General features: G+C 61.4%; 24 protein-coding genes and 4 pseudogenes. 12 read left to right on the top strand and 16 right to left on the bottom strand.

The genetic code is table 11. The features are described from left to right. Positions 1–214: 214 nt before the first annotated feature. The 4 genes from JNB85_RS24990 to JNB85_RS24975 all read right to left on the bottom strand — a co-directional run bounded on the left by JNB85_RS24990 (position 215) and on the right by JNB85_RS24975 (position 4,443). The gene (locus JNB85_RS24990; RefSeq protein WP_220336996.1) at positions 215–487 is read right to left on the bottom strand and encodes a transposase; all 273 of its coding nucleotides are present in this window, start codon (positions 485–487) and stop codon (positions 215–217) included. Positions 488–494: 7 nt separating this feature from the next. After that, positions 495–1,940 (bottom strand): HlyD family type I secretion periplasmic adaptor subunit, encoded by a 1,446-nt coding sequence (locus tag JNB85_RS24985; RefSeq protein ID WP_220336994.1) that lies wholly within the window; start codon positions 1,938–1,940, stop codon positions 495–497. 14 nt (positions 1,941–1,954) lie between these two features. Beyond that, a complete protein-coding gene (locus JNB85_RS24980; RefSeq protein ID WP_220336992.1) occupies positions 1,955–3,670 on the bottom strand; it encodes a type I secretion system permease/ATPase in 1,716 nt (571 codons plus the stop codon). A 200-nt stretch (positions 3,671–3,870) separates the two neighbouring features. Continuing rightward, positions 3,871–4,443 (bottom strand): PE-PGRS family protein, encoded by a 573-nt coding sequence (locus tag JNB85_RS24975; RefSeq protein ID WP_220336990.1) that lies wholly within the window; start codon positions 4,441–4,443, stop codon positions 3,871–3,873. A gap of 499 nt (positions 4,444–4,942) precedes the next feature. Between JNB85_RS24975 and JNB85_RS24970 the strand changes: the two genes are divergently transcribed. Further along, a complete protein-coding gene (locus JNB85_RS24970; RefSeq protein ID WP_220336988.1) occupies positions 4,943–6,028 on the top strand; it encodes a hypothetical protein in 1,086 nt (361 codons plus the stop codon). Between the two features lie 115 nt (positions 6,029–6,143). On the opposite strand, the gene JNB85_RS24965 is transcribed toward JNB85_RS24970, so the two are convergent. From JNB85_RS24965 to JNB85_RS30980, 3 genes and pseudogenes are all read right to left on the bottom strand, one after another. Beyond that, positions 6,144–6,455 carry a DUF6678 family protein gene (locus JNB85_RS24965; RefSeq protein WP_223216600.1) on the bottom strand — a complete coding sequence of 104 codons (312 nt, stop codon included), beginning with the start codon at positions 6,453–6,455 and terminating at the stop codon, positions 6,144–6,146. 11 nt (positions 6,456–6,466) lie between these two features. Continuing rightward, positions 6,467–6,637: pseudogene (locus JNB85_RS30815) on the bottom strand (IS5/IS1182 family transposase); the annotation flags it as partial. A 125-nt stretch (positions 6,638–6,762) separates the two neighbouring features. Beyond that, a complete protein-coding gene (locus JNB85_RS30980; RefSeq protein WP_262928192.1) occupies positions 6,763–6,891 on the bottom strand; it encodes a hypothetical protein in 129 nt (42 codons plus the stop codon). A 329-nt stretch (positions 6,892–7,220) separates the two neighbouring features. Here JNB85_RS30980 and JNB85_RS24960 point away from each other — a divergent pair, with 329 nt between their 5' ends. Next, entirely contained in the window at positions 7,221–7,958 is a 738-nt protein-coding gene (locus JNB85_RS24960) for a LuxR C-terminal-related transcriptional regulator (RefSeq protein ID WP_220336986.1), read from the top strand. A gap of 251 nt (positions 7,959–8,209) precedes the next feature. Here JNB85_RS24960 and JNB85_RS24955 read toward each other — a convergent pair whose 3' ends face one another. Continuing rightward, positions 8,210–9,094: a LysR family transcriptional regulator gene (locus JNB85_RS24955; RefSeq protein WP_220336985.1), complete on the bottom strand. Its 885-nt coding sequence runs from the start codon at positions 9,092–9,094 to the stop codon at positions 8,210–8,212. A gap of 76 nt (positions 9,095–9,170) precedes the next feature. Here JNB85_RS24955 and JNB85_RS24950 point away from each other — a divergent pair, with 76 nt between their 5' ends. After that, positions 9,171–9,407 carry a 4-oxalocrotonate tautomerase gene (locus JNB85_RS24950; RefSeq protein WP_220337015.1) on the top strand — a complete coding sequence of 79 codons (237 nt, stop codon included), beginning with the start codon at positions 9,171–9,173 and terminating at the stop codon, positions 9,405–9,407. A 131-nt stretch (positions 9,408–9,538) separates the two neighbouring features. Here the strand turns inward: JNB85_RS24950 and JNB85_RS24945 are convergent, their stop codons facing one another. Next, the gene (locus tag JNB85_RS24945; RefSeq protein ID WP_220336982.1) at positions 9,539–10,243 is read right to left on the bottom strand and encodes a DUF899 family protein; all 705 of its coding nucleotides are present in this window, start codon (positions 10,241–10,243) and stop codon (positions 9,539–9,541) included. 176 nt (positions 10,244–10,419) lie between these two features. After that, the gene (locus JNB85_RS24940; RefSeq protein ID WP_220336979.1) at positions 10,420–10,740 is read right to left on the bottom strand and encodes a hypothetical protein; all 321 of its coding nucleotides are present in this window, start codon (positions 10,738–10,740) and stop codon (positions 10,420–10,422) included. A gap of 409 nt (positions 10,741–11,149) precedes the next feature. On the opposite strand from JNB85_RS24940, the gene JNB85_RS24935 reads away from it, so the two are divergent. After that, a complete protein-coding gene (locus JNB85_RS24935; RefSeq protein ID WP_220337014.1) occupies positions 11,150–11,386 on the top strand; it encodes a hypothetical protein in 237 nt (78 codons plus the stop codon). A gap of 81 nt (positions 11,387–11,467) precedes the next feature. On the opposite strand, the pseudogene JNB85_RS24930 reads toward JNB85_RS24935, so the two are convergent. Together JNB85_RS24930 and JNB85_RS31150 are read right to left on the bottom strand one after the other, a co-directional pair. Continuing rightward, a pseudogene (locus JNB85_RS24930) lies at positions 11,468–11,884 on the bottom strand (SRPBCC family protein); the annotation flags it as partial. Between the two features lie 54 nt (positions 11,885–11,938). Continuing rightward, positions 11,939–12,247 (bottom strand): annotated as a pseudogene (locus tag JNB85_RS31150) (ArsR/SmtB family transcription factor); the annotation flags it as partial. Positions 12,248–12,525: 278 nt separating this feature from the next. Here JNB85_RS31150 and JNB85_RS24925 point away from each other — a divergent pair. Continuing rightward, the gene (locus tag JNB85_RS24925) at positions 12,526–12,783 is read left to right on the top strand and encodes a hypothetical protein (protein ID WP_220336974.1); all 258 of its coding nucleotides are present in this window, start codon (positions 12,526–12,528) and stop codon (positions 12,781–12,783) included. 470 nt (positions 12,784–13,253) lie between these two features. Here the strand turns inward: JNB85_RS24925 and JNB85_RS24920 are convergent, their stop codons facing one another. Both JNB85_RS24920 and JNB85_RS24915 read right to left on the bottom strand, forming a co-directional pair. Further along, entirely contained in the window at positions 13,254–14,747 is a 1,494-nt protein-coding gene (locus JNB85_RS24920) for a terminase (protein WP_222858771.1), read from the bottom strand. Next, a complete protein-coding gene (locus tag JNB85_RS24915; protein WP_220336970.1) occupies positions 14,747–15,313 on the bottom strand; it encodes a terminase small subunit in 567 nt (188 codons plus the stop codon). The genes JNB85_RS24920 and JNB85_RS24915 overlap by 1 nt, the downstream gene beginning before the upstream one ends. A gap of 215 nt (positions 15,314–15,528) precedes the next feature. On the opposite strand from JNB85_RS24915, the gene JNB85_RS24910 reads away from it, so the two are divergent. The 3 genes from JNB85_RS24910 (at position 15,529) to JNB85_RS24900 (ending at position 17,198) form a co-directional block, all read left to right on the top strand. Further along, positions 15,529–15,840, top strand: a complete 312-nt coding sequence (locus JNB85_RS24910) for a KTSC domain-containing protein (RefSeq protein WP_220336968.1) — start codon at positions 15,529–15,531, stop codon at positions 15,838–15,840. 53 nt (positions 15,841–15,893) lie between these two features. Next, the gene (locus tag JNB85_RS24905; RefSeq protein ID WP_220336966.1) at positions 15,894–16,145 is read left to right on the top strand and encodes a KTSC domain-containing protein; all 252 of its coding nucleotides are present in this window, start codon (positions 15,894–15,896) and stop codon (positions 16,143–16,145) included. Between the two features lie 471 nt (positions 16,146–16,616). After that, positions 16,617–17,198, top strand: a complete 582-nt coding sequence (locus JNB85_RS24900; protein WP_220336964.1) for a dienelactone hydrolase family protein — start codon at positions 16,617–16,619, stop codon at positions 17,196–17,198. A 31-nt stretch (positions 17,199–17,229) separates the two neighbouring features. On the opposite strand, the pseudogene JNB85_RS30810 reads toward JNB85_RS24900, so the two are convergent. Both JNB85_RS30810 and JNB85_RS24895 read right to left on the bottom strand, forming a co-directional pair. After that, positions 17,230–17,334: pseudogene (locus JNB85_RS30810) on the bottom strand (type II toxin-antitoxin system RelE/ParE family toxin); the annotation flags it as partial. A gap of 194 nt (positions 17,335–17,528) precedes the next feature. After that, positions 17,529–17,993, bottom strand: coding sequence for a DUF1440 domain-containing protein (locus JNB85_RS24895; protein WP_223216599.1), 465 nt, complete (start codon positions 17,991–17,993; stop codon positions 17,529–17,531). A gap of 624 nt (positions 17,994–18,617) precedes the next feature. Here JNB85_RS24895 and JNB85_RS24890 point away from each other — a divergent pair. The 4 genes from JNB85_RS24890 (at position 18,618) to JNB85_RS24875 (ending at position 26,721) form a co-directional block, all read left to right on the top strand. Further along, the gene (locus tag JNB85_RS24890; protein WP_220336962.1) at positions 18,618–18,848 is read left to right on the top strand and encodes a hypothetical protein; all 231 of its coding nucleotides are present in this window, start codon (positions 18,618–18,620) and stop codon (positions 18,846–18,848) included. Between the two features lie 132 nt (positions 18,849–18,980). Further along, positions 18,981–19,511, top strand: a complete 531-nt coding sequence (locus tag JNB85_RS24885; RefSeq protein WP_220336961.1) for a dihydrofolate reductase family protein — start codon at positions 18,981–18,983, stop codon at positions 19,509–19,511. 561 nt (positions 19,512–20,072) lie between these two features. Next, positions 20,073–25,388 (top strand): DUF4082 domain-containing protein, encoded by a 5,316-nt coding sequence (locus tag JNB85_RS24880; protein ID WP_220336960.1) that lies wholly within the window; start codon positions 20,073–20,075, stop codon positions 25,386–25,388. 100 nt (positions 25,389–25,488) lie between these two features. Continuing rightward, a complete protein-coding gene (locus JNB85_RS24875; RefSeq protein ID WP_220336958.1) occupies positions 25,489–26,721 on the top strand; it encodes a GTP-binding protein in 1,233 nt (410 codons plus the stop codon). Positions 26,722–26,723: the final 2 nt, after the last annotated feature.

Raw genomic sequence — 26,723 nt, 5'->3', positions numbered from 1 at the left:
CTCCCCAACCCCTCCCCACAAGGGGGAGGGGCTAACTTGCGGCACCACCTCGCCTCTCATGAAACGTCGAAGACTGGCAAAGCGGGTTCGGCAGGTTAAGCCCCTCCCACCTGTGGGGAGGGGTTGGGGAGGGGTTTCGTCGAGTTGCACAAAGGGCGCAAGATCAGGACCTCGGCCCACAGCGAAACAAACCACCTCGATCCGCAAGTCAGCTTCACCCTTTCGATGTCTTCGCCAGCATCTCGCTCAGCGTTGCCGCCGAGAGCATGGCTTCGGCCAGCAGCTTCTTGAGCTTCTGGTTCTCTTCCTCCAGCGCCCTCAACTTTTTGGCAGAGAGACCGAGATTTCCCGACTGCAGGGATTGCCACCGATAGAAGGTCGGCTCACTGATGCCGTACCTGTGGCAGACATCGGCCACCGTCACGCCGGCCTGGTGTTCCCTGAGAATGCCCGTAATCTGGTCGTCGTCGAATTTTCTCTTGCCCATCACACGGTCAGTCCTCGCGAAATGCTCTGTTGAAACTGTCGAGGAGTGGTCTGATGGCATAGAGCGCCACGCTGGTTTGGCCCGTTTCGATCAGTATCTGCGCGGGCATGCCCGCGACCAGTTCGACATCCCTCATTTTCGCCAGCCGCTCGTCAGTGACACGGATCGTCGCGGCAAAGTAGGGCTGGCCGGTCTGCGTATCGGTGAGACGGTCGGCCGATACATATTCGACGCGACCTTTGAGGAGCGGAACGCGCCGCTGATTGTATGGCAGGAGGTGGACTTGTGCTTCGAGCCCGGCACGGACGAGATTCATGTCCTCGGGCCTGACATGGGCAGAGACGATAAGACGGTCGGCGCGCGGCAGGAGATCGACGAGCGGTTCGCCCGCGCCGATCACACCTCCTGCCGTGTGGACGCGCAGGTTCATGATCGTTCCGTCTTCGGGAGCGCGGATATCGGTCCTTGAAACCTGGTCGTCGATCGCCCGCAGGCGCTCGCGCAGCTGCATGATCCGGCCTTCCGTATCGCGCATGCCCTGGGCGACTTCGCTCAGCCGGTCGCTCTCGAGCTTTGCGAGATCGGCCTGTGCCTCGCTGATCACCTGGTAGGCGCGGGAGATCTGCGCCTCTACCTGACCCTGCTGGCCGTCGAGGTCTGCCTTTTCCCGCTGGAGGTTGAGAAGCCTGCTCTTCTTCTCCAGTCCCTTGGCGTTGAGGGTGGCGACCTGATCCAGTTCCTGGCCGGAGATTGCAGCTCTGTCGGCGAGCGCCGCCTTCTGTGCGCCCAGTCCGGCGATCTCCTGCCGCACCTGCGCGATCTTTTCATTGGCGATCTGGATTTCCGCCTGCATGACCCGGCGGCGGGCTTCGAAGATTTTCTCTTGCCCGGCCAGGATGGCGCCGACCGAGGGATATCTCTCCATCGCCGCCCTGAGATCTGCGGGATAGGCAATGCGGTCGCTGCCCGTCTGCTCCGCAAGCAGGCGGGCGCGGCTTCCCTCGGCGTCCCAAAGCTGCCCCTGAATGCTGTCGCGCTCGGCGCGGGACTTGGTGTCGTCGAGCTCTATCACGATCTGCCCGCCCATGACCGCGTCGCCGTTTCTGACGAGGATCCGCCTGATAATCCCGCCTTCCAGATGCTGAATGGTCTTGCGGCTGGATTCCGGCTCGATCACGCCAGACGCGACCGCAGCGCTTTTCAGCGGCGCTAAGGCCGACCACATTCCCAATCCAATGATGAAGACCAGGATCAGCAGGTTGCCGGTCCGCACAACGCTCCTGAGCCCGGGCATGGGCGAGGGGGGCGCAGGGCCGCGCTGTTTCGGATCGATGACCGGTAAATAAGCCGTCTGTCGTTCGGCTCTCGCCGTCGACCGCCGGGCGAAGCGCTGGACGGTCCTTGACCAGTTCGACGATTTCGCCGGCTTTGCGTCCAGTTGAACAAGGGTCACGGCAGCGTCCTTCCCTATGTTCCCGTTCGCGACGGCGGTTGAAGATAGGTGTCGTAAATCCGGTCGCTGTCGCCGAAGGCTGCCAGCGTGCCGTCGCGCATGATGGCAATCTTGTTGGTGACGGGCAGGATTCCCATCCGGTGCGTAATGATGACGATGGTCATGCCCCGCGATTTCATGCGCTCGATTGCCTTGAACAGCATGCGTTCGCCGTCATAATCCAGGCTCGAATTCGGATCGTCGAGAACGATGAGGGACGGATTTCCATAGGCTGCGCGGGCGAGCCCCAGCTGCTGGCGCTGGGCGCGAAGGAGCAGGTTTCCGCCTTCGCCGATATCGGTCTCATAGCCGCGGGGAAGCCGCATGATCGCTTCGTGCAATCCGACCAGCTTCGCAGCGTCGATCGCCTTGCCGGGATCTCCGCCGTCCAGCCGGCCGATCACGTCCTTGATCGCTCCGCCGAAAAGTTCGATATCCTGCGGCAGGTATCCGACATGGCGGGTCCCCCCGCAAAGGCGCAGGGCCGAGATATCCACCCCGCCGAGAAGAACACATCCGTTCGTTGCCGGCACGACGCCGGCCATGATGCGGCCGAGTGTCGATTTTCCCGATCCCGACGGGCCGATGAGCGCTACGCAATCGCCAGGTGCCAGGCGCAATGTGATGCCGCTCAATATCGGCCGGTTGGCGAATGGGACGATATAGCCGACATTATCGAGAACGAGACCATTGGGTTCCGGCATCGGCACCGTCAGGCCGCCATGTTGCGAGGCAACCGTTATCAGCATCCTGTTCAGGCGATTGAAGGCATTGCGCGCAAAGGTAAGGGAGCGCCACGCACCGATTGCGCCCTCGATCGGCGCAAGCCCGCGTCCGAGCAGCAGGCTTGAAACGAAGATGATGCCGGGACTGCCGCTGTTTTCGAGCACCAGCCATGTCGCCGATCCCATCATCAGGATCTGCGCCAGCGTGCGGATCGATTTGGAGAAACCGAGAATGATCTCCGTGCGATGCATCGCGACGTCCTGTGCCTTTCTGGCCATTTCCGCATCGCGATAGACGATCTGTGCAGCGCCATCCTGCATGCCCATTGCCCTGATCACCTCGATGTTCTTGAGGGCGGTCGCAAATCGCAGATAGCTGCTCGAAAGGGCAAAATTGGCCTGGGTCAGCGGCTCTTTCGTCGCCACTTCCGTCAGGAACGCAAAGAAGAGAAGCGCAACTGCGCTCAGAAGACCGATGGTCCCGAGCAGCGGATGAACGAGAAAGAGCAGAAGCAGGAATACCGGCGCCCAGGGAACGTCGAAAAACAGGGAGCTTGCCGGTGAATCGAGGAACTGGCGCAATGAGGCCAGATCGCGGTAGCACTCCGTGGCCGATCCGGTATCGGCAAGCGTGGCATATTCGAACGATGCCGTCAGCACCATGGGCCGCAGCCTGTGGTCCAGCCAGCTGCCGATGCGCGAAAGAGCGGCCCTGCGCACGATATCAAGCATGGACCCGACCAGCACGGCGACGGCGATGATGATCGTCAGCATCAGCAGCGTGTCGGCGCTTCGGCTCGACATGACCCTGTCATAGATCTGCAGGAGATAGATGGAAGGCGCCAGAAGAAAGAGATTGTAGCCGCAGCTATAGAGGAAGACCAGCCCGAAGGCCCCGGCACAGGCGCGCAGCGCGACAACGAGATGTGTCTGCGGGCGCGATGGCTTTATCGAAATCGTTGCCATTATCAGATCTCGCTGCATTCGATACCGACAGGAAGAGGCTGCTGCAGGGTCGGCAATAGTGGAGGGTCGCCAGCCGAAACCGGCGACCCTCAGGGCTAGAGCGCCGCGCGTCTTTTCAGACGCGCTAGGACGCTCTATCGCTTTGAATCTGCGCAATCCTTTCCGAAGATCGATTCCGATTTTCGGGGTGATGCGCTAGTTCATGAGCCGAGATGGCTGATGTCGAAATGGCCGAAGGCGTTTATGAAATGATCGAGAGAATTGTTCACGGTCGTCGTTTCGGGATTGGTGTGAACCACTGCCGAGGAGATATCGCCGCCGAGAGCGTTGTTCCCGTTGCCGCCGTTGCCGCCGACGCCTGCGAGGATGGTGGCATGCTGATCGGCCATCAGCTGCGTATATTGTGTCGCAGTCGTCGCCGCATTCACGGTCGCCGTGTCGCCGCCGCTCGTGTTTCCTTGATCGCCGTTGGAGTGAGCCGCTCCCCCTGCGCCGCCGGCGCCGCTGGTGAGCGATGCCAGGAAGCCGTTCTGGGCCTGGCTGAAGCCACCGGCTCCACCGCCGCCGGCGTCCCAATCTGCCCCCTGCCAGACGTGATCGCCGTTGTGCAGATGGGTATCTGCCCCGTAGACCGTTTGCACGGGGCTCACATAGGCAACCGGGTTATAATCGATGTTGCCATTACTGATGCCGTCGCCGCCGTTGCCGGCATTCGCGTCGCCTGCAATCGGGTCGTGGAGATAGATCGTGTCGGATAATTGAGGAATAGGCATTGATGTCGCTCCTTGGTGCTTGGTTTCGTCCGGATTTCTTCTACGGCGTCCCCTTTACGGCGTGGGTTGTTCAGTCTGCCGCCGCCAGCCAATACAGCCGCCGGCGAATAGTGGCAGGATTTAATCTCTGAGATAGCCGGATATTCGGCGACGTTCCTTTGGGCGTATACTTGGAGAGACGGAGCGTTGTTTTCGGTCGGTGTCGGAGTGCCGGCTGCGCTTGGCAAGGGAGATACTGTTCGGTGCCGGAAAACGCTCGTGTCTCGCCGCGAAGAAGGGCCGCAGGGGCCTCTTATCCAAGGAGCGATTTGGTGCTTTCAGACGCGCACAACCGGCGCTGCGGCCATGACAGCCAAATGGCTACAGAACTAGCCGAGGGTATGTAGACGAATTGCAGGCTCTGCTTTTTGCGCATTCGGATGCACAATGCCGGAACAATTCAGGCTGCATACCGCTGCACGCCCGGTGGCCGTGCGGTTGGCCGCGAATGGAGACGGTAATGACGGAAACGCGTCCCCTATTGGAAGACTTGCCCAAGGCAGGCACCGATCAAAACCTCGTCTCCAATGTGGCCGCGGGGCATCTGGCGTTGGTGCCGACCTGGCTTCCATTGGATGCAGCTTCCGGTCCAGCCTATAGTTCAGCCGGCAGCGGCGGTGACGGCATCAGCGAGGGCGTGATCAGCGCCAATGCTTTCGCCGTCTTCATGCCGTCCAATGCCGCTATTGCAGGGCCGCATTCGTCTGCCGACGCCTTCCAGGGCAATGATGCGCTCATCAATCAGCATCCGACCGAAATGGCCGGGATCGGCGGGAATGGCGGCAGCGGCAACGTTGTCATCGGCAGCGGCGAGGGCGGCAATCATGCCGGCAGCGGCGGCATGGGGCTCTTCTACGGCGGGCTCGTCAGCACCGAAACCGCGCTGTTTGTGCCCGTCAATACTGCAGTGGCTGCAGGCCCGGGTGCCACGGCCCACGCCGAGCAGTCGAACAACGCGCTGTTCCTGCAGGGCGCAACCCAGATCGGCGGCATGGGCGGCTCTGGCGGAGACCATAATGGCGCGGTTCATGACTCGTTGAGCCCGGGAACGTCGCTGACATTGACCGGCGACTTCTATGCCGGCCACGGCGGCAATGGATATTTCGTCGGCAGCATGGTCGACGTGAGTATTGCCATATTCTCGCCGATCAACATCGCGATCGGCGCCGCAGGCGGCTCGGCTGAGGCGCATCAGACGAACAATGTCATTTTCGATCAGGGCGCGGTGCAGATCGCCGGCATCGGCGGCAATGGCGGTGGCTTCAACCTGTCGTCGGACACGATCTTCACCGGCAATCACGCAGGCGGCGGCGGCGGGATCGGATCGTCGACCGGCAGCATGGTCGACGTCAATTTCGCCTATTTCCATCCGATCAACATCGCCGTTCCCGCCGGCGGGACGGCGGATGCCCAGCAGATCGATCATATTCTCTACGACCAGCACGCGCTCCAACTGGCCGGCATCGGAGGGCACAGCGGAGACGGCAACCTGACGACCGCCCATTCGGCTCTCGTCGACGATATCATGGACTTCATGCACAGCTAGGGCATTTCCCATCCAAGGCGGTAATGCAGGACGCGGCAGGCCCCTGACGAAATCTCTCAGATCTTGCGCTTTATCGTCGTCCCAGGGCTGAGACTCAATCAGTCCAGCGCGAAATTCAAATATAGTCGGCGCCTTGGCCATCCTGAAGATAGCCGAACACACGAAAACCTTGAGGCGTCTCCTCGCCCGGCACATGAACTTTCCTGGGTGCGGATCGGACAAGTTCACGCTGATAGGGTGTTTCGACGTGGATATCGACGTGGACGATGTCTTCGTAACCGCCTTCCCTGAAGTGGTAGAACCATTCCCGATCAGGCCCGTAATTGTAGCCGTTCGTGGAAAGCGTGCTCCATGCCGGAGTCGGCGTTAGCGCGTACATCTCCAACCTAAGTTCGTTCCATTTTGCGCTGTTCATCACTGCGTGCATGACGCTTCCTTTCAAAGCCAGAAGGATCTCATGGTAGCCAACGACACTGCCGACAGGAAGTTGGTGACCATTTCGTCGTATCGGGTGGCGATACGACGAAAATCCTTGAGGCGGCAAAAGACCTTCTCGATCAGATGTCGCGCCCGGTATCGCTGCTGGTCATAGCAAAAAGGCTTCTTGCGCCGGTCTGCATGAGAGCATCGAGCAACTTCACCCAAAAGCCTGGCGGTGCCGGCGCAATGTTGCCAACGTGAAAACGATGCCAACCGGTATCTATGCGCCGTCAAAACCCCTAGTTAATCAGTAATCATAATGAGTTATCGCCAATGCCAAGTTCTTTGTCGCTTTTCGCATCGGCCGTTTTGCCGTCGAGGCCCGCTTCTGCTTTGAATCGAGATATGGATACAAAGCCCAGCCGATCGGCAGGTCGTTTCATCCAACGGCTCTTGCGGGAAGGGACCTGAAGAAGATCGCCTGCCTTTTCAGTGCCTTTGAAAACTTTGTTGACCCGTTTGCCGTACGTGAATTCGACAATGAGCGGAAAGTCTGCAACGACAAGTCGCTGTGGCGGCTCCCCTAGATAAGCTTTAAAAATTGCACTGCATCCTCAGTCGTCTCTCGCTTAGATCTTATAGACTATAAGAATTATCATGAGAGATCAGACTATTGATGCGGTCAATACACTCATTTTTTCTCATGACATGAAGCGAGAACAGGAATAATGTGAATAGCTGTTGGGTTGCAAATCTTCCGGGGAGCACGCAAGTGTCCGACAGTGTTAAAACCAAGCGCCGTATTGGGCGCAGTGCACCAACTGTGATCATTATTGGGCATTCTACACTGACACGCACCACCGTGGTGAAGCTTCTTCAGCATGAACTCGCCGGGTGGAATTTCATCGATCTGATTTCGACCGAGAGTCTCGACCGGGCTCTTGGAGCCGAGGTACGTCTGATCGCATTGGACCTGGCGGGCAGGGGCATCGAGAGCACCAGCCTGCGTGATGACCTCGCGGCGATCGCCGAACGTTTTCCCGAGGCTCCTGTCACGTTGCTCTCAGGCACCGACGACGTCAACATAGCCCGCCGGGCGCTGAAGATGGGCATACGCGGGCTTTTCTCGACGTCGCTCGCCGTCGACCTTGCCCTTGCCGGCCTTCGTCTCGTCCTGGCAGGAGGCACATTTTTCCCGCAGCTGCTGGGGGCTGCCGCAAACGGCTCAAGCGAACACGGTCCGGTGCGAAGCGAGGCTGAGAAAAGCCTTGACGACAGGATGCAGTATCTGGCGATCGCCGATTTCACTCCGCGGGAAGCGGATGTGCTGGCAGAGCTGCAGTCCGGTTGCTCGAACAAGGTCATCGCAGGCAAACTCAATTTGTCGGGGCATACGGTGAAGATGCATCTGCAGCACATCATGCGCAAGCTGCAGGCGCAGAACCGAACCGAAGTGGTTGCCCGCCTGATCCAAAGAGCCGCCGGCGGGCCTGACCCCTCGCCGGGTTAGGCGGGGTTGCGAGTACTGGGGCGCTTTTACGTCGTTTTCGTGGGTTTCAGGGCAGGATTTGGCCCACATGAGCGGCGAACCTCCCGGTACGACACGACCCGGATGTCGAACCTGCAGAAATAGCCGAGAAGGCCAGGAGCTGATCTCGTTAAAGCGTGTCGCGATCTCCAAGATTGGCTCGCCACGCTTTAAGTCTTTGTTTTATGCATGTCGTTACCGCAAAACCGCTGCACACTTTTGCGCGACATGCTTTAGCCGAACCGTTCCACCAGGAAATCGATCATCGTCCGCAACATCGCCGTCGGCCGCCGGTTCGGCGCGTAGACGAGGGACATCGGGACAGGCCTGTAGGACCATTCCGGCAGCACCTGCTCGAGCCGCCCTTCGGCGATGTCGGCAGTGAGCAGCAGTTCCGGCTGAAGCGCGATTCCCGCGCCGCTGAGCGCTGCCATGCGCAGTGCCGCTCCCTGGTTGGTCGAGAATTTTCCGGAAATCAGCACATCGCGCATTTCGCCGCCCGGGCCGATCAGATGCCAGCGATCCTGCAGGCGCCAATAGGAGTGGCCGAGGCAGAGATGGTTTGCGAGATCCTCCGGAGAGGCCGGCCGGCCATGGCGGGCGAGATAATCGGGCGAGGCTGCGAGAATCCGCCGATAGGGTGTCAGCGGGCGGGCGACCAGGTTGCTGTCCGAGAGCGGGCCGATATGGATGCCGAGTTCGAAACCTTCGCCGACGAGGTCATGGGCATTGTTATCGAGCGACAGCTCGATGCTGACCTCGGGATAGGCGTTCTGATAGTCGATCAGCGCCGGAACCAGGTTCTGTGTCCCGAAGCTCACCGGCGCAACCAGCCGAAGCCGGCCGCGCGGCGCCGACTGCAGCTCGCTTGCCGAAGCCTCGGCCAGCGCCACCTCGGCCAGCGCGCGCTTGCAGCGCTCGTAGTAGAGCTGGCCAACCTCCGTCAGCTGATGGCGCCGCGTGGTGCGATGGATGAGCTTCGCCCCGAGCCGGGCCTCGATCGCCTTGATATGCTTGGCGACCATGGCAGGCGTCACGCGCGCGATCTCAGCGGCCGCCGCAAAGCTGCCGGCGTCGATGACCCTGACGAACATCGCCATGCCGGCCAGTTTGTCCATGATTGCATACCCACAGGTTTCGAATGACGATACCTGCAGCTTATTTATCAACCCCGGGATTTACAACATAGTCGTCATGCCCGCGCCGAGGCGACGGGACATTGCCAACGTGACCAAGGAAATTGATATGCCCATTCTCCACCTGCAGATGCATCCCGGCCGCACCGACGATCAGAAGCGCGCCTTCGTGCGGGAAGCAACCAAGGCCGCCGTCGAAACGCTGGCATGCCCGCCCGAATCGCTGGAAATCCTGATCACCGAGATCACCAGGGATTCCTGGGCGGTCGGCGGCAAGCTGAAATCCGACGCTTAGGGCGCGAGATCCTCCACGCCACCGATCCCAAGAGTTCGGCGCACTCGAGCTGGCGGTCGCCTCTCCGGCACCGCCAGATCCTGAGGAGCACTTTCGAGCTTCGGAGGAAAACGAAAGTGCTCTAGCCGATCTCAATAGACCAGCTTGGGATACCAATCCGTGCCGCGCCCTTCAGGCGTCATGTCGAGAATGTTCCAGAGCGGTGCGATGTCGACGGCTCCTCGCGGATCCTGCCCTGGATCGGCCGCTTCGTCGGGCATCTCGGCATTATAGAAGACGTGTATGCCGTCGCCGTTCTTCTGGTAGACGGTGAAGGCTGGAGACTCGCCGCTTTTGTCGTCGAGAAGGCCGAGGTCGCGGGCATAGTCGTCGCCGACAGTCTGCACGAAATCGAGATCGCGCCACCCGCGCTCAAGCGCGAACGCCCTCTGCCGCGCCACCGGACTGCGCCCCAGCACCTTGAAGGCAACCCGCTGCTTCACGTCGGCGGCGTTTCCATTCACACCGCCGAGAAAGTTCGTGCACATCGGGCATGGCCGTTCACGCTGCGGCCCGTACATCCAGAAATAGGTCACCAGGGTATCGTGCCCGCCGAACAGCTCGGCAAGACCTACCTCGGCGCCGTTTTCATCCTTGAAGCGATAGTCCTTCGTTACGATGGGGCCGGGGGGAAGCCGGCGACGCTGCTCGGCAAGGCGGGTAAGATGGCGACGCACCTCGATTTCCTCGGCCAGGAGTGCGGTTCTCGCCTCCGCGTAGGCGCGACTTTCGTTTTCGAACTTCGTCACACGCTTCGCGGCCAGCTCCTTGGCCGGTTTCAACTCGGTCATGTCCATATGCTCGCTCCCTTTGGTCGCAATGGTTCGGGCACCGCGCCGCTCGCTTTAGAGAGCGGCCGGCATGGCGATGGTCATCGCCTCGTTCACAACATGTAGAAGACGTTTGCGGGAGACGATTTTCGACATCGCCATCGAACTTTTACGCGAAAATGTATGAAAGGAGAAAGCTTTCGCTATTTTGGCGGCCGGTGCGCCCAATCGCCGTTACCGTTACCATTGCCATTTCGGATGAATTGCCACTCGATACCGGTAATGCGCGTCGGCTTGACGATGTGCATGCGCGCCTGCAGCAGCCGCAGGGTCGGAACGAGCTTTTGGGGATCGGCGATTTCCGCGGGGACGGGCCTGCCCATCTCCTGATAATGCGCTTCCATTTCTTCCCGGAAATCTCTGATATCGAAGGTGTCTACTCCGGCATTATACCAGTCTGTCAGGATGACATCGCAGACAATATCAAGGCTGTTCGGGTCGTCGGCGTCTAGCAAGGGCGGCATTGGCGGACCTTCCGAAGATGGAGTTCATCCCTAAGCGTCCCCCCGAGGCAGTGCTTTTCTGACGCAGCTTGTCAGACGGCCGGCGAAACAGTGGGGGGCTCGCCACCCAGCACCTAGACGAGCCCCAGCCCCGGTGATCGTCTCATCTGCGTTCTCCACCGCGACACCACGATTAGACCCCCGCGCCTGAAGCGCAGCAATTCGACCAGTTGGGTTAGTCATGATGTTTGCGCCACGAAATCACTGCTCCTGCGGTATTTTTTACGCCTGGAGCCGGGGAATAAACCTGTGGATAAAATCAGAATGATACATTGTGATTAGCCCGTTGCAACTTCTGGTCTAATCCGTGCCGCCATAGGGTCAAGCCGAAAAATGTGTTAAGCGGCAGCCTGATAACAACAGGAGTGTCATAGTGAGCGAACCGAGCGTAGCAGATGCAACAAACCGCATTTACGAGTCACTGCGTGCCGACAATGAGGATATCGACCTGCATATCGCCACGCTCAAGGCAGCCTTGGCGCGCGCGGGCCAGAAAGAGGCCGTATTCGACCCCGCCAGGCTCGTGCAGAACAACCGCTCCGGCAGGAAGCTGATGCAGGCCTATTTCCGCCAGCGCGGGGTGACGGTCAAATTCTCGGCCGAGTGAAGGCTTGACGCGATGGCTTGCAGGCCGCGGCCTGCAAACCGCGGAAGGCAAGAGCCGGAAACACTATCCGCTCGTTCCCGATCAGGCCGATACGGGTGCTGGCATATAGAAAGGCTCGCCGGTCTCCGCGAGTGTCTTCAATCGCGACAGCGCTTCCGGCCAGCCGCCGCCGACGGCCTTGCTGGTGGCGGTTTCTCCGCCGAAATCGTCATGCGTCAGCGTCACCTTGCAGGCTTTGTCGCCAACGGGTTCCAGCAGCCAGGTCACGCGCGAGGCCGGGTCCACGGCGACATCGGGCGACCACTGCGCGCTGAAGGAATGCACGAAGCGGCGGGGCGGATCGATCTCGAGGACTTTTCCGACGATCATCGCGCGGTCGCCGACTTGGAAGGTAATGGCGCCGCCTGCGACCCATTCCGTTTTCGAGGTCATATTGAAATGCTGCCAGAGCGGCGTTTTCTCGTCATCGGTCAGGATGGCCCACACGTCTTGCGGTGTGGCGCGAATGAACATTTCCCAGACATGTTTCGGTGCAGCAGATGCCATGGTCGCGTCCCTTCTTTCGACAGCGGTTTTAAGGTCGCTCATCGTGCGGGCGAAAGGCGCAGAAAAGCGCGATATCCAGCGATCCGCGATCTCCTGAACCGGAAGCGGATTGAGATAATGCAGTTTTTCCCGGCCGATCTTGCGGGTCACGACGAGATGGGCGTCTTCGAGCACGCCGAGGTGCTTCATCACCCCGAAGCGGGTGACGGGCTGGTCGCGCTCAAGCTCGCTCAGCGTCTGGCCGTCCCGTTCGCGCAGGCGGTCCAGAAGCTCGCGCCGGAGCGGATGCGCCAGGGCGTTGAAGATTTCATCCATGCAGACGATAATACGTGACTAAATGGTCACGTGTCAAGATGGTCACGTTTTGACGCTGCTTCGCTCCGGCAGTCGCCCTATGAAAAAGCGCGGCGTTAGAGCACCGCTTCGTTTCCAGTGAACGGCGCCTGCCGGCTGCGAGCCGCGATCAGATCCGCGGTTTCAAAGAAGGCTCCCGGTCGGAATTGTCGGAGTTGGGTTCGTCATCCCACTCATCAGAGCCAAGTCTATCCAGACTGAGAGACATCGGTTGGTCGCTGTGGGATCCTATCGGACTGATGCCGGAAGGATGGAATTGGCGTGACGATGCTGCATCCGGCTTCGAAGACGAATACGACCATTATCTGAAAAGCGCGGCGGCAAAGCTTCGCGGAGGAGCGCCGGAAGCCGAAGTCGTAAACTATTTAGCGCATGTAGAAATCGACACCATGGGCCTTGGAGAAAGGCAGAACACGGTCGTTAGGGCCAAAGCAGTTGTTCAGGCCATCTTGGCGGACGACTTGATGTGGACATCCGCCGAAGACGTAGAAACCTGACTAGGGTTCCGGAAAGCATGATAAGGTCGGACGGGTTCAGGAGGCATGCGAATGCCGTCCGGCATGATCTGCGTCAGTTTTTCGAAAGGGAAGACTATGGCGGCCGTGACCGACCTTGCGACATTGCTGGCAACGATGGACCCCGTACTGCAGGAGGGGGAATTCAATGCTAGCGACATTGGCAGACGCCAGTCGCGGGTCTCGCCCCGTCCTTCGGCCCCTCAGGGAAGAAGGGGTATGCCGCACCGTTTCCGCACGCTTGAAAGTGTCGTTTGCCACTTCCCTCGCCCCAGCGGGGGGAGGGTTAGGGTGAGGGGGCCGCGCGTGCGAACGTTTCCAAATCCACCATTCGCACTCGATGGGAGGCGGGAGCGAGAGATCAAGCTCATCGCCTGTGGCCCCCTCATCCGACCCTTCGGGCCACCTTCTCCCCGGTGGGGAGAAGGGGTTTTTGCCGCGCCATCCCCGCATTACCCATAGACATCATAGTCCACCGCCGCCTTCACCTCAGTCCCCGCCCGGTGACGCACCCTCTTTGCCACCGGCTGCGCAAATGTCAGCGCCAGCGCGTCGCCCTCGTTGGGCGAGGGCAACCCGCGCTCCTTCATGTCGTCCTTGCTTTCCAGCTGGATTCTGCCGTCGAGCCGCGCGACGGTCTCCGGGCCGACCAGATCCTGGTAGAGAACCTCGTTGGCGGGGTCGATCGCGCCGCCGGCCTTCAGCCAGCGTTTCATCTGGCCCCAGATATAGGCGCGCATATTGTAATAGCCGGCGTCCAGGACCTTGGTGGAGCCGAACCAGACGAGCTGCCAGGAGCGGCCCATCACCGTGCCGGCGCTGACGATGCCGGTGCCGTAGCCGGCGTCCACGAAGACGGCATCGGCCTGGTATTCGTCCTCCAGCCGGGCGATGAGATTGGCGATCTCGATATCGTTGTCGTTGCGGGGGATGGTGGCGAGGCGCTTCGAGTAGAGGCCCTGGCGCAGCATGATGACAGTCGGGTCGTCGCCGGTCCAGGCCGGGTCGACGCCGATGATGACGGGGGCGAAGGCATATTGCTCGGAGCGCAGATGGACGCTGCGCGCCCGGTCGGCATCGTCGGCGGAGATGAACTGCATGGCGGATTGGCTCGGAAACTGGCCGCGCACGCGCACCTTGACGATATCGCTATCCTCGCCGTGATCGTCCACGAGACGTTGAAGGAAGTCTTTGTTGGTGCCGGGCACCAAGCGGCTGTCGATCTGCCGTCCCACCCAGCGGTGGCGGAAGCGGCGGAAGCATTCGCGGAAGCGGCCGCTGTTCCTCGTCGGGTTGCCGAAAACGATCCAGATGATGACGGTGTCCTCGTCCGTCAGCGCCCCCTCGGCCACTTCCCAGACCTTGTCATGGATCTTCGAGGCCTCGTCGAAGAGCAGGAGGATGATCCTGCCCTTGTTGTGCAACCCGGCAAAGGCTTCGGTATTGTGCTCGCTCCAGGAGATGAAATCCTGCCGCCAGCTCTCGCTGCGATCTGGGTCGCGCGACTTGATCGACATGGCCTGCTGATCAAACCAGTGGGCGGTGATCGAGAGCCGGAACCACTTGCCGATCTCCGGAGCCGTCTTGGTGCGCAGCTGTCCCTCGGTGTTTGCAGTCGTGACGATCCTGCAATCGGCAAAGCAGGACATCGCCCAGTTCGACAGCATGCCCATTTCGGCAGATTTGCCGATGCCGTGGCCGGAGGCGACCGCGATCTGCAGCGGCTGGTAGCGGGTGGCGGGGTCGGCCAGATGGGCGCCGATCACCTCGTTGATCTCGTCCTGCCAGGGGCGGGGGCCATCGTAGCCTTTGAGTTCGCCGATGCCCCAGTCCCAGGCAAGCCGGCTCCAGCGCTTGGGGCTGAAGCGGCAGGCGGCGGCAAGCTCGATGATCGCGTCGTTGGGATCGCTGATATCATGGGGCGCGGGCAGGGGCTTGCGAGGCATCACGAGGTCTGCTCCGCCTCGCCGTCATCCGGCGTCTCGTTTCGTCTTTGCGCCCGCTCCAGCCGCTCGGCGAGCGCGGAGAGGCCCTTGTGCTCGACGATCTCCTTGAAGGCGTTGATGCGGATATGCTTGCCGATCAGCTCCAGCCGGCGCAGCCGCTCGGCGAATTTCACCTTCTTCACATGGCCGACTTCGCGGCGCTCCTTGCCCGTGCCCTCATAGAGCGCGGAGATCTCGACATCCGTCACCAGCCCCTGCCGCCAGATGGCGGGCCATTCCTTGATCGGCTTGAAATCGCCGTTCTCGTCATAGAGATCGCCGAGATCGGCTTCGGCCTCGGCGGCGAGCCGCGTCAGCAGCCAGTCCGCATCGATCTTGGTGCGCTCGGAACGCTCCGCCTTCGCCTCTGCGATCGCTGCGGCGATTTCAGGTTTCTTCAGGAGCCGGTAGGCTGTCTGCTTGGCCCTTCGCGGCGAAAAGCCCGCCCTTATCGCCGCCTGCGCGCCCACAGTATCGACGAGATATTCTTCCACAAAGCGCCGCTGGCGCGCCGTCAGTTCGCTCATGTCATCACACCCGGTTTGCCGAGGAGATAACGCGGCAATGGTTGGCCCGGCGAATGGGTAAGCGAACGGATAAAATTCGAGCGGCCGGCGGGAACCTTTTCGGAAGCCTCGCGTTTCGTGCCTCGGCGAGGTTCGCCCCATCCGTCCCGGATGGGAAAGCGCACCGCCTGGGGATTGATCTCATCGAGGAAGATAATGGCAGAAGGAGCTTGCCGATGCTTGAAAAGCTGAAGAACGCTATCGGTGCTGCGGAAAAGGCGCGCCGGGACAGGGAAATCAGCAGGATCGGCTACAGCGAAAAACCCTCCAGGCTGGTCGTCGAATTTTCCGACGGCAGCCTGCGCACGCATGTCAATGTTCTCGAAGGCCACATCGTCGGCCTGCGCATCGCCGAGGACAAGCTCAGCTTCTACGAATCCCAGATCGAGCCGATGAACCCGGCGCTGGAAGCCGGCGGCACCGGGGCGGGCACGGGCAGGGGAGCAAGTGCGGCATCTGCCGCCGAACAGCGCGAAGCGCAGTCCTGAGATCTCTCCCGAGATAGCTCTTGAGATCCGGGGGCTGCTTTAGGGTGGCGAGGATGGAACTCTCATCACGGTTGATCAAGGAGGTCGCCTACGATCCGGCGACACACGTCCTCGAGGTGGAGCTGCGCCTTCGAGGTCACCGCCGCTATCTCGACGTGCCTCCCGGCGTCGTCGTCAACCTGATCACCGCGCCATCGCCCGGCTGGTATTACACGCAGCACATCCGCGATGCCTTCCCCCGCGATGACGGGCCTCATCCACGCATTGCCTTCCCCTGGCCTCGCGCCCGCAGCCATCGTCACTGAGACGGCGAGATCGCCGGGGCTGACTCGCCTGACGAGGCCGATTGCTGCCGGCATATTACGGAGCCGGCCTGGAATCGATCTGTGTGAAATATTGATTTAGGTGCAAATGGTTATCCAGTTTTCCTGAACTATAATCAGCGTATTGCTGTCTAACCCTTTGATCCTGAATAAGTGACGCAGAAAGAGCGGGAAAACTTTTATATTTTTCCCGGTCATCCGGCACTCCCTCCTGATTTGAATCTCTTTACGCGTATTTTTGGGAGAAAGTGGAACACTTATTCAGGATCAATGACTTAGCCGGAATTTTGGCCGTTTTTGCCGCATTGTCGAAAATAGTTATTCAGGAACAATGGGTTAGGGGGAAGTGAGGGCGATATTTGGCTCCCGTGACGCCGCCGCGCTCTTCTCGGCGAGGCGATCCCTCTATAGACTGGCCGGACCGCGCCAGACCATCTCATCCGGAGGCTCCCTATGACCGAGGTCCTGTTGTTTCACCACGCACAGGGGCTCACCCCCGGCATTCGCGCCTTCGCCGAGGATCTCAGGGCCGCCGGACATATCGTGCACACGCCAGATCTCTTCGACGGGCGCACATTCCCGACCATCGACGACGGTCTCGCCTATATTGGTGAGACCGGATTCGACGCCATGCGGGAGCGCGGCGTCCGCTTTGCCGACGACCTGCCCTCGGGGATCGTCTATGCCGGCTTCTCGTTCGGTGTGCTGCCGGCGCAGAAGCTTGCGCAGACACGGCCAGGCGCCCGCGGAGCCCTGCTTTTCTACTCCTGCCTGCCGATCAGCGGCGAATGGGCCTTCGGGCCGTGGCCGGAAGGCGTTCCGGTGCAGATCCACGGCATGGACAAGGACCCGGTCTTCGTCGGTGAGGGCGATATCGACGCCGCCCGCGAGATCGTGGAGACGGCCGAGGACGCGGAGCTTTTCCTCTATCCCGGCGACCAGCACTATTTCGCCGACAGCTCGCTTGCGTCCTATGACGCTGATGCGACCGCGCTGCTTATCAAAAGGGTGCTCGCGTTCCTGGGTCGGGTGTGATCGATGGTTCCGGCAACTGACCCGCCGAGATCTATCCCGCCAGCATGCGGGCAAGCATATGTCTGATACGGTCCTGCGCGCCGTAGAAAATTGCGGCAATTATGATCCTGCGATTACTTTCTGCGGGCAGGAGATAAGGGGAAAGAGTCTTTTCTGCCCAAGGACTTGGGCAGGCTGGATCCCTGTGACAAGCACAGGGATGAGGGTGGGGGGAAGGCCTCGTCCGACGTCGTTGAAGGGTGCCTGTCCGTCAGGAGCTTCCGCGCGCCACCGCGTCCCTCATCGCTGACGGACGCGGGTCGACGTTTTCAGCCTTTCCAACCTCGGATGCTATTCATGCGCAGCCCTGGCGTAAGTCATGCCCAGAACTGCACCGTAGACGAGGTGAAGAACAAGCGTGGCCATCATCGCCGGAAGGCCGAGAGACAGTGCAAACAGCCCGTGGCCGGCCATGGGCATGAAGACGATCATCATAGCGAGCCAGGCGAGGACTCCGAAAATGAGGCCCCTGACGACCGGGAGGCCCGGAAGGTCTGCGTGTATCGCCGCATAGAGGGTGCCCCAGATGATCGTCCCGAGGGCAAAGTGGCCGATCCACCCGAACCACAGGGCCTGGATCGTGCCTTCCGGCAGGCGGGCCAGATGCGCGATGTCAGCGATTGGATCGAGCTGCGGCAAGAGGCCCGCAGAATTCTTGGCGATCATCAGGATGGAAAGTACGACCGTGGCTGTGAAGCCGGCGATCAGGCCGGCCCGTTCATCCAGGAGCGTTGGCATTGGGTGGAGGAGTTTCATGGCGTTGCCTCACAAGCATAAGGTTGTCACGCGAATTCCGAACCAGGTAGGGTTTCGGAGTCGCGCGCCTGCCAGAGGCATGACCGCATCCTCGATTTCATGGGAACCCCGGCATGTACCGCTAGCAGGCTCCGAACGTCATTATACACCGATTGCACGTCGAAGATTAGTATTATGACGGATTAGCAATAGGATAGCGCAATCGGGCCTTCGGCAGACGCATTTCGATATCGTTCGGATGTCGCATAACCAGATTGGACGAGTCCGGCGGCAGGGCCGCCGATATTGCGGCATTCTCGATCAGGGCCGCTATCCGAGAGCCCGAGCCGCTTGGGCCTCTTCATGAGCAAGTGTGCAGCCGGATAAGTCGCCATGATGACTGTGCCATTTCCGCACATATCAAAATTGTGCAGCAATGAAACTCCCCGTTAGAGTAGCAAAAATGGCGCTTCCGCCGGGAAAATATTTCAGCGAATCCGGTTCAATTCTTGCAATCTTCAGGGGTGGTGCAGATATTGTTGTCGCGATAAGATCAACCCGGTTTACCGGCCGGTCTTCGACTTGGAACTTGTTGCAGGCCAAGACGTATTGTTAAAGCGTTGTTCTACCGTTCGAGGAACTAAAATGTCTCCAGAGTCCGCGCGTCTCACATCCGAAGCCATTACACTATCGGCTGCCGCCGTTTTGAATTCGCTCATCTCGCTTCTTGGCAACAAGGGGTTGCTTTCACCTGAAGAAGAGCGGGAAGTCTACCGCACCGCCGCCGAGATCATCGACGAAGCCTCCGGCGACGACGAGAACGGAACTTACGAGCTGGCGCGCGAACTGATCGAGCTCCGGCTTGGCGATATCTAGGCATTTCCGGGCGCTCGGCGAGGGCCGTTTCATGTCATTCGCACTCGAAATACCGATTGCGAATTGAAATTGGTCTGGTTATTCTGTGACTGATTGTATATCGCAATCGGTCGGAGTCTCGAGGAGGAGCGCATGGCCAGGCTTGTGTTCGGATTGAACGTGTCACTGGACGGTTACATCGACCACGACAGATTCATGCCCGGTCCCGTACTGTTCCGCCATTTCATCGAGAGCGTCCGCGGCGCGGCAGCCATCGTCTACGGTCGCCGCATGTACGAGATCATGCGCTATTGGGACGAAGATCATGCGGACTGGGAGCCGGCGGGAGGCGAGTTCGCGGCGGCGTGGCGGAGCCGGCAGAAGTGGGTCGTATCACGCACCCTGACATCGGTCGGCCCCAATGCCACGCTCGTCGAAGGGGACCTCGAAACTGCCATACGCGGGTTGAAGGACCGGCTCACCGGGGAGATCGGCATTGGCGGATCGGACCTGGCGCGAAGCCTGACCGACCTCGGCCTCATCGATGAGTACCAGCTCTACTTCCATCCCGTCGTGCTCGGCCACGGCACGCCATTCTTCACCGCGCCCCGGCCGCGGCTGCGCCTTGCTGCCAGCGATCGTATCGACGAGGACGTGATCCGGCTCAGCTACGTTCCGGCGTGATCTTGCGATGAGGCCGGCGGCCTCGTGGCTGTAGGGACGAGGGTGGTGATATCCGTGCTTGCGGCCCCCTTATCCGCCCTTCGGGCACCTGACCTGGGTCGAGCCACGGGTCTCGACCCGTCCTTCGAACCCCCGAGGGGAGAAGAGGGAGCAAGCGGCGCGACCTCACGCTAATGACGAAGGCTTCGGCCAGGGGCGGCGCGGCAAACGTCCCTTCTCCCCGGCGGGGAGAAGGTGGCCCGAAGGGTCGGATGAGGGGGCCACGAGCACGTCGGAAGATGGCGGCAAGCCACAGGCACACGCTTCCCGAATATCCCAAGCGCCCGACCGGTCGCGCAACGCCAAATTTCCTCTCAACCTCCACAGGCAAACCCGCCGCCATGCCAACCCGCCATACGGCAGCATCATCATATCGACGTAGGGGGCACCACCCGCATACCCCGGATTGCTGTCGTACGGTCCCGCGCGAAAACTGCCAGAATGATCCCTTGAAGTGCTGCTTCACCGGGCCGGTTGAGGGGCCGGTCCGGGGAGCTGGTGGACGGGAAGGGGACGCCGCTTATGCGGAGAATTCGCGTTAGTAACCTCGAGTATCTGAGTATATTTGGTGGAGCGTTGAGTATCGGTCGAGCACCGTCTGCCTGGAGCGCGGTGCTGGGAAGCGCGACGGTCGTATCGTCCACGAGTGCCGATGGCTCCTTTAGCTTTTCCAGTCAGGGCAGCTTTGCCGATCCGGGCGGCGCTGTCGTCCCGTCCTCCTTCACAGGCAGTATCACGCAGCTTTCCGCGTCGATCTCATCGGGCGGCATGCAGACGGCCTCGCTGACGCCGACACCGATGTCGGCGCCTTCGGGCGACGGCGGCGCGCAGGACACGTCCACCAAGACGGCGGCGCTGCTGCCGGCGCTGCAGACGACCACCACGACAACGACGACGACAGAGCAGACCGTGCTCGGCCCGGACCCGTACCAGGAAGCCGCGACGCTGCCGCCGGCGCCGACGCTGACAGGGATTACCAGCGATGGCAGCACGGCAGCCACCACCACGTCACCGACCGATCCCGCCGCCGATTCCGGCACGAAGTCGTTGAGCATGCAGACCTCGATCGCCTCCATCTCGCTGCAGCCGAGCCAGGAGGTTTCCGCCGATACTCCCGTGGGATCGGTGGCGCTCGCAGCGCCGGCGGCTGCGGTTCCGGCGGTGACGCTCAACAAGATCGCGCTCGAGAACATGAAGCAGGGCAACCCGATCAGCGAATGGGGGCTGGAGGGCGATGGCAACGGCACCATCCAGGGCTTCGCAACCGAGATCAGTACCAATATCGGCGGGACGGTCGATTTCAAGATCGCCACGGATTCCACCCATTACCGCATCGATATCTACCGCATGGGCTATTACGGCGGCATGGGCGCGCGCAAGGTGGATTCGATCGAGCAGCAGCTGACGACGGCGCAGATCCAGCCGCATCCGATCGTCGACATGTCGCTCGGTCTCATCGATTGCGGCAACTGGTCGGTGTCGGCGAGCTGGCAGATCCCTTCCGATTTCGTCTCGGGCGTCTATTTCGCCAAGCTGGTGCGCGAGGACGGGGTCGAGGACGCGAGCATTATTCCCTTCGTCGTGCGCGACGACGCCTCCACCAGCGATATCGTCTTCCAGACCTCGGATACGACCTGGCAGGCCTATAATGCCTGGGGCGGCGCCAGCCTCTATTATGGCGACGTGCCGGTCGATCCCGCCGACATGATCGGCTACCTGCCGCCGAACTGCAGCTGCGGCCTGCAGGCCATCGGCCGGGCCTCGGCGATCAGCTATAACCGCCCGATCATCACCAATACGAGCCCGATCGGCGGCACCCACGATTACATCTTCGGCGTCGAATCCTCCGCCATCTCGTGGCTGGAGCAGAACGGCTACGACGTGTCCTATATCTCCGGCGTCGATGCGGCGCGCAGCGGCAGCCTGCTGCTGAACCACGACGCCTATCTCTCGGTCGGCCATGACGAATACTGGTCTGCCGAACAGCGCGCCAATGTCGAGGCCGCACGCGATGCCGGCGTCAACCTCGCCTTCTGGAGCGGCAACGAATGCTACTGGAAGGTTCGCTGGGAAAGCAGCATCGACGGCAGCGGCCAGGCTTACCGCACCATGGTCTGCTACAAGGAGACCTGGGGCACGAGCACCGATCCGAGCAATACCGGCACCGGCACCTGGCGCGATCCGCGCTATGCCGATCCGGGGCAGCAGCCGGAAAATTCGCTGACGGGTACGATGTTTACCGTCGACGGCTACCGCCTGGATACGATCTCCATCCCCTACGACTATTCGAACCTGCGCTTCTGGCGCAACACCGAAGTCTCCCAGCTGAATGAAGGGGATACCTACAATCTCGTGCAGAACCTGCTCGGCTACGAGTGGGATTCCGATGTCGAGAACGGCTTCCGGCCGGCTGGACTGGTCAACCTGTCGCTTTCGTCGATCTCGGTGGAAACCTATCTGCGCGATTACGGCACGACGGTCGGTTCGGCCGTCGCCACCCACAGCCTCACCATGTACCGGGCGGCCAGCGGCGCGCTCGTCTTCGGCGCCGGCACCGTCTTCTGGTCCTGGGGCCTCAGTGACAACCACCAGGGGCCGACGACATCGACCGACCGCAACGTGCAGCAGGCGATGGTCAACATGTTTGCCGACATGGGCATACAGCCGACCACGCTCGATGCGAGCCTCTTCCTTGCGGTCCAATCGACCGACCTCTTGAAGCCGACCTCGTCGATCAGTTCGTCGATCGTCGGCGCCAGCTTCGTCGAAGGCCAGCATGTGACGATCACGGGCACGGCGCAGGATTTCGGCGGCGGCATCATCGCCGGCGTGGAAGTCTCCACCGATGGCGGCCAGCACTGGTTCAAGGCGACCGGCCGCGAGAGCTGGAGCTATAACTGGGTCGTCCAGGCAAGCGGCACCTATACGGTCATGTCGCGCGCCGTCGACGACAGCGTCAATCTGGAGACGCCCTCGGCCGGCAAGCAGGTCACCGTCACACTGCCAGGTAGCACACAGGGCCTGTGGACGCTTGCGGAAAAGCCGGCGACCGAAGTGGCGATCGACCGCGATCCGGTCGAACTCGGCCTGCGCTTCCAGGCGACGACCGCGGGTTCCGTGCAGGGCATCCGTTTCTACAAGGGCTTCTACAATGTCGGCGAGCATGTCGTCAGCCTCTGGTCGGCCGACGGGACGCTGCTGGCAACTGGCGTGTCGACAGGCGAATCGCTCTCCGGCTGGCAGACGGTGATGTTCTCCCAGCCGGTCCAGATTGCGGCCGGGGTGACCTATGTCGCCTCCTATCACAGCAACGGCTTCTACTCCGTCACCGACAATTATTTCAGCGGCACCTATGCCAGCGGCGCGCTGAAGGCCGTCGATGGCGGCGGTGTCTATGCTTACAGCGACAATGCCGGCACATTCCCGGGCCAGAACCCCGGCGGGTCCAACTACTGGGTGGACGTGGTCTTCGATGCCGGACCGAACAGTGCGCCTGTTGCCGGCGACGACAGCGGCCTGACGATTTCGCGCAACGGCACGCTGACGATCTCCATCGCCTCGCTGCTGGCCAACGATACCGATGCCAATGGCGATGCGATGACGATCAGCGCCGTCGGCAATGCGCTGAACGGCACAGTGACCCTCAACAAGCAGGCCGGCACCGTCACCTTCACGCCGGCTGCCAATTACGCAGGGCCTGCAAGCTTCTCCTACACGCTGTCGGACGGGCGCGGAGGCACCGACCAGGCCAATGTCAGCCTCACTGTCGATCCGGGTCCGGCCGGCCAGAGCCTGTTTGCCGCCAATGAGGGGCCGACCGGCGGCGCTGTCCAGGAAAATTCGCCGCTGGAACTCGGCATGAAATTCTCGGCTTCGGCAAGCGGCACGATCACCGGCATCCGCTTCTATAAGGCATCAGGCGATACGGGGCCGCATACGGGCTCGATCTGGTCGGCGAATGGCACATTGCTTGCGACGGTCAGCTTTGGGACTGAATCTGTCTCCGGCTGGCAGACCGCAACCTTCTCCAGCCCGCTGCAGATATCGGCAGGCACGACCTATATCGCGTCCTACCACACGACCGGCAGCTATGTGGCGACATCGGGATATTTCACCACTGCCCATACGAACGGCGCGCTGACCGGCCTTGCCGGCGCCAACGGCGTCTATTCCTACGGATCGGGCACGACATTCCCGACGTCGAGCTACCAGTCCTCGAACTACTGGGTGGACGTCGTCTTCAACCAGTCCACATCAAATACGGCGCCGGTCGCGGCCAACGACAATGGCTATACGACCTATTCCAACACCGCGCTTTCGATTGCCGCGGCGAGCCTGCTTGCCAACGATACCGACGTGGACGGCGATCCGCTCTCGATCACCGGTGCTACCGGCGGGGTGAACGGCACGGTCACCTTCAACAGCCAGACGAACAGCGTCACCTTCACCCCGAACGCGGGCTATACCGGTGTCGCCAGCTTCACCTATTCGATCTCGGACGGGCATGGCGGCACGTCGTCCGCCACCGTCAACCTCACGGTCAATTCGCAGCCGGGCGGCGGCACGACGACGAGCCTGTTTACCGGCGCCGATACGTCGGGTGTTACAGCGGCGAACGACCCCAACTCGGTCGAGCTCGGCGTCAAGTTCATCGCTTCGGCCAATGGCTTGATCACCGGGCTCACCTATTACAAGAGCGCCCAGGATACCGGCACGCATGTCGCCTCGCTCTGGACGGCGAGCGGCCAGCTTCTGGCCCAGGCAAGCTTCATCGACGAGACGGCGAGCGGCTGGCAGACGGTTTCCTTCTCGCAGCCGATCAGCGTCACCGCCGGCACGACCTATGTGGCGAGCTACCATTCCAACGGCTTCTATTCGGCGACCGCGAACTACTTCACGACCGACCATACGAGCGGGGCGCTGACGGCGCCGGCAAGTTCGGTCAGCGGCGGCAACGGCGTCTATGCCTATGGCAGCGGCAGCCTGTTTCCGACCTCTTCCTACAATGCCACCAATTATTGGGTGGACGTGCTCTATCAGCAGGGGGCGCAGAATGCGGTCCCGGTCGCCGCCAATGATAGCGGCTTTACGACCAACACGGGCACGCCGGTTACCATCCAGGCCTCGGCGCTGCTTGCGAACGATACCGATGCCGATGGCGATGCGCTCACGATCACCGGCGTCAGCGGCGCGGTCAACGGCTCTGTCGCCTGGAATGCCCAGGCCCAGACGGTGACCTTCACGCCGACGGCTGGCTATTCGGGGCCGGCGAGCTTCAGCTACGCGATATCGGACGGCAAGGGCGGCACGGCCTCGGCCCAGGTCGCGCTCACCGTCAACAACCCGTCGGCAGGGCCGGAGCAGAACCTCTTTGCGGCAAACGCGACGCCTTCGGTCATCTCGGTCAACGACAACCAGCCGGTCAATCTCGGCATGAAATTCCAGGCCGATGCCGCCGGCTGGATCACCTCCATCCGCTTCTACAAGGGTGCCGACAATACCGGCCCGCATAACGGCTATCTGTGGACGGCTTCCGGCACTCTGCTGGGCAGCGTCACGTTCGACAACGAGACGGCGAGCGGCTGGCAGACCGCCCAGCTCAGCCAGCAGATCGCCATAGAGGCGGATACGACCTACGTCGTGTCCTACTCGACCAATGGCAACTATTCGGCGACCGGCAATTACTTCAGCAGCGACCTGACGAACGGCGACCTGAAGGCGCCATCCGGCAATAACGGCGTCTATGCCTATGGCTCGGCGGGGCTCTTCCCGACGAGCAGTTACAACAGCACCAACTACTATGTGGATGTGGGATTCAAACCGCAGCTCGCGGCGTAAAGCAATTCCAGCAAAAGTGCGCAGCGGTTTTGCGTTCGGAATTGCGTGAATACAAAAGCCGCGAGGATGTCAGACCAAGCGTGTGTAACGAGTAATATCGATGATGCGTACAGACAACAGATTGCCGGTTACCATCCTCGCCGGGTTCCTCGGCGCCGGCAAGACGACTGTCCTCAATCATGTATTGAGTAACCGTGAGGGCCGTCGCGTTGCTGTCATCGTCAACGATATGAGCGAGGTCAACATCGATGCGGATCTCGTGCGCGAGGGGGGTGCAGACCTCTCGCGCACCGACGAGACGCTTGTGGAGCTCACCAACGGATGCATCTGTTGCACGCTGCGCGACGATCTCCTGAGCGAGGTGCGGCGGCTTTCGGCCGCCGGCCGTTTCGACTACCTGCTGATCGAGGGCACCGGCATTGCCGAACCGCTGCCGATCGCCGCCACCTTCTCCTTCCGCGACGAGAGCGGGGCGGCCCTTTGCGACGTGGCGAGGCTCGACACGATGGTTTGCGTCGTCGACGCGGTCAATCTTCTCGCCGATTACCGGAGCGCCGAGTTCCTTGCCGACCGTGGTGAAAGGCGAGACGGGGAGGACGAGCGCAAGCTCGTGGAACTGCTCGTCGAGCAGATCGAATTCGCCGATGTCGTCATCATCAACAAGGCAGGCGATGTGTCCTGCGCCGTGCTGTCAGAGGTTCGCAAGGTGATCGCGGCGCTCAATCCGGATGCCCGCGTCATCGAGGCGGTCTTCGGGCAGGTGCCGCTTGCCGCGATCATGGATACCGGCCTTTTCAGCGAGGCCAAGGCCGCCCGCCATCCGCTCTGGCACAAGGAGCTTTTCGGCTGGGGCGACCATGTGCCGGAGACCGAGGAATACGGCATTGCAAGCTTCGTCTATCGCAGCCGGCGGCCCTTCGATCCCGCACGGCTCGCCCGCGTGCTCGATGAGCCGCTTGCCGGCATCATCAGGGCGAAAGGCCATTTCTGGCTGGCGACGCGGCCGGACGAGATCGGCCTGCTTTCGATTGCCGGCACGCAATGCCGCATCGGCACCAGAGGCTTCTGGTGGGCATCGGTGCCGCAGGCGCAATGGCCGCGCCATCCGCAATTCCGCCAGCTGATCGAGAGGCATTGGGACGAGGTCTGGGGCGACCGCCGCCAGGAGCTGGTCTTCATCGGCTCCGGCTTCGACGAGGCGGCGATCCGCGCCGCACTCGACGATTGCCTGACCGGGGAGGAGACGGGTTTCGACCCGGAGAGCGCCATCGGCCTGCGCGATCCGTTTCCGGCATGGCGGCACGATACGCACGCATCGCACCGAAAAGTTTGACG

The organism is Rhizobium mesosinicum (assembly GCF_019511345.1).
GTDB lineage: Bacteria > Pseudomonadota > Alphaproteobacteria > Rhizobiales > Rhizobiaceae > Rhizobium > Rhizobium mesosinicum.
Note: the sequence above shows the minus strand (reverse complement) of the source record. Positions and strands in the feature narration are given on the sequence as shown.

Bases quoted from the DNA above. Each gene is read 5' to 3' on its own strand.
- JNB85_RS24990 (WP_220336996.1), bottom strand. From the start codon at position 487: ATGGGCAAGAGAAAATTCGACGACGACCAGATTACGGGCATTCTCAGG.
- JNB85_RS24980 (WP_220336992.1), bottom strand. From the start codon at position 3,670: ATGGCAACGATTTCGATAAAGCCATCGCGCCCGCAGACACATCTCGTT.
- JNB85_RS24975 (WP_220336990.1), bottom strand. From the start codon at position 4,443: ATGCCTATTCCTCAATTATCCGACACGATCTATCTCCACGACCCGATT.
- JNB85_RS24970 (WP_220336988.1), top strand. From the start codon at position 4,943: ATGACGGAAACGCGTCCCCTATTGGAAGACTTGCCCAAGGCAGGCACC.
- JNB85_RS24965 (WP_223216600.1), bottom strand. From the start codon at position 6,455: ATGCACGCAGTGATGAACAGCGCAAAATGGAACGAACTTAGGTTGGAG.
- JNB85_RS30980 (WP_262928192.1), bottom strand. From the start codon at position 6,891: ATGAAACGACCTGCCGATCGGCTGGGCTTTGTATCCATATCTCGATTC.
- JNB85_RS24955 (WP_220336985.1), bottom strand. From the start codon at position 9,094: ATGGACAAACTGGCCGGCATGGCGATGTTCGTCAGGGTCATCGACGCC.
- JNB85_RS24950 (WP_220337015.1), top strand. From the start codon at position 9,171: ATGCCCGCGCCGAGGCGACGGGACATTGCCAACGTGACCAAGGAAATT.
- JNB85_RS24945 (WP_220336982.1), bottom strand. From the start codon at position 10,243: ATGGACATGACCGAGTTGAAACCGGCCAAGGAGCTGGCCGCGAAGCGT.
- JNB85_RS24940 (WP_220336979.1), bottom strand. From the start codon at position 10,740: ATGCCGCCCTTGCTAGACGCCGACGACCCGAACAGCCTTGATATTGTC.
- JNB85_RS24925 (WP_220336974.1), top strand. From the start codon at position 12,526: ATGCCGGAAGGATGGAATTGGCGTGACGATGCTGCATCCGGCTTCGAA.
- JNB85_RS24920 (WP_222858771.1), bottom strand. From the start codon at position 14,747: ATGCCTCGCAAGCCCCTGCCCGCGCCCCATGATATCAGCGATCCCAAC.
- JNB85_RS24915 (WP_220336970.1), bottom strand. From the start codon at position 15,313: ATGAGCGAACTGACGGCGCGCCAGCGGCGCTTTGTGGAAGAATATCTC.
- JNB85_RS24910 (WP_220336968.1), top strand. From the start codon at position 15,529: ATGCTTGAAAAGCTGAAGAACGCTATCGGTGCTGCGGAAAAGGCGCGC.
- JNB85_RS24905 (WP_220336966.1), top strand. From the start codon at position 15,894: ATGGAACTCTCATCACGGTTGATCAAGGAGGTCGCCTACGATCCGGCG.
- JNB85_RS24900 (WP_220336964.1), top strand. From the start codon at position 16,617: ATGACCGAGGTCCTGTTGTTTCACCACGCACAGGGGCTCACCCCCGGC.
- JNB85_RS24895 (WP_223216599.1), bottom strand. From the start codon at position 17,993: ATGAAACTCCTCCACCCAATGCCAACGCTCCTGGATGAACGGGCCGGC.
- JNB85_RS24890 (WP_220336962.1), top strand. From the start codon at position 18,618: ATGTCTCCAGAGTCCGCGCGTCTCACATCCGAAGCCATTACACTATCG.
- JNB85_RS24885 (WP_220336961.1), top strand. From the start codon at position 18,981: ATGGCCAGGCTTGTGTTCGGATTGAACGTGTCACTGGACGGTTACATC.
- JNB85_RS24880 (WP_220336960.1), top strand. From the start codon at position 20,073: ATGCGGAGAATTCGCGTTAGTAACCTCGAGTATCTGAGTATATTTGGT.
- JNB85_RS24875 (WP_220336958.1), top strand. From the start codon at position 25,489: ATGATGCGTACAGACAACAGATTGCCGGTTACCATCCTCGCCGGGTTC.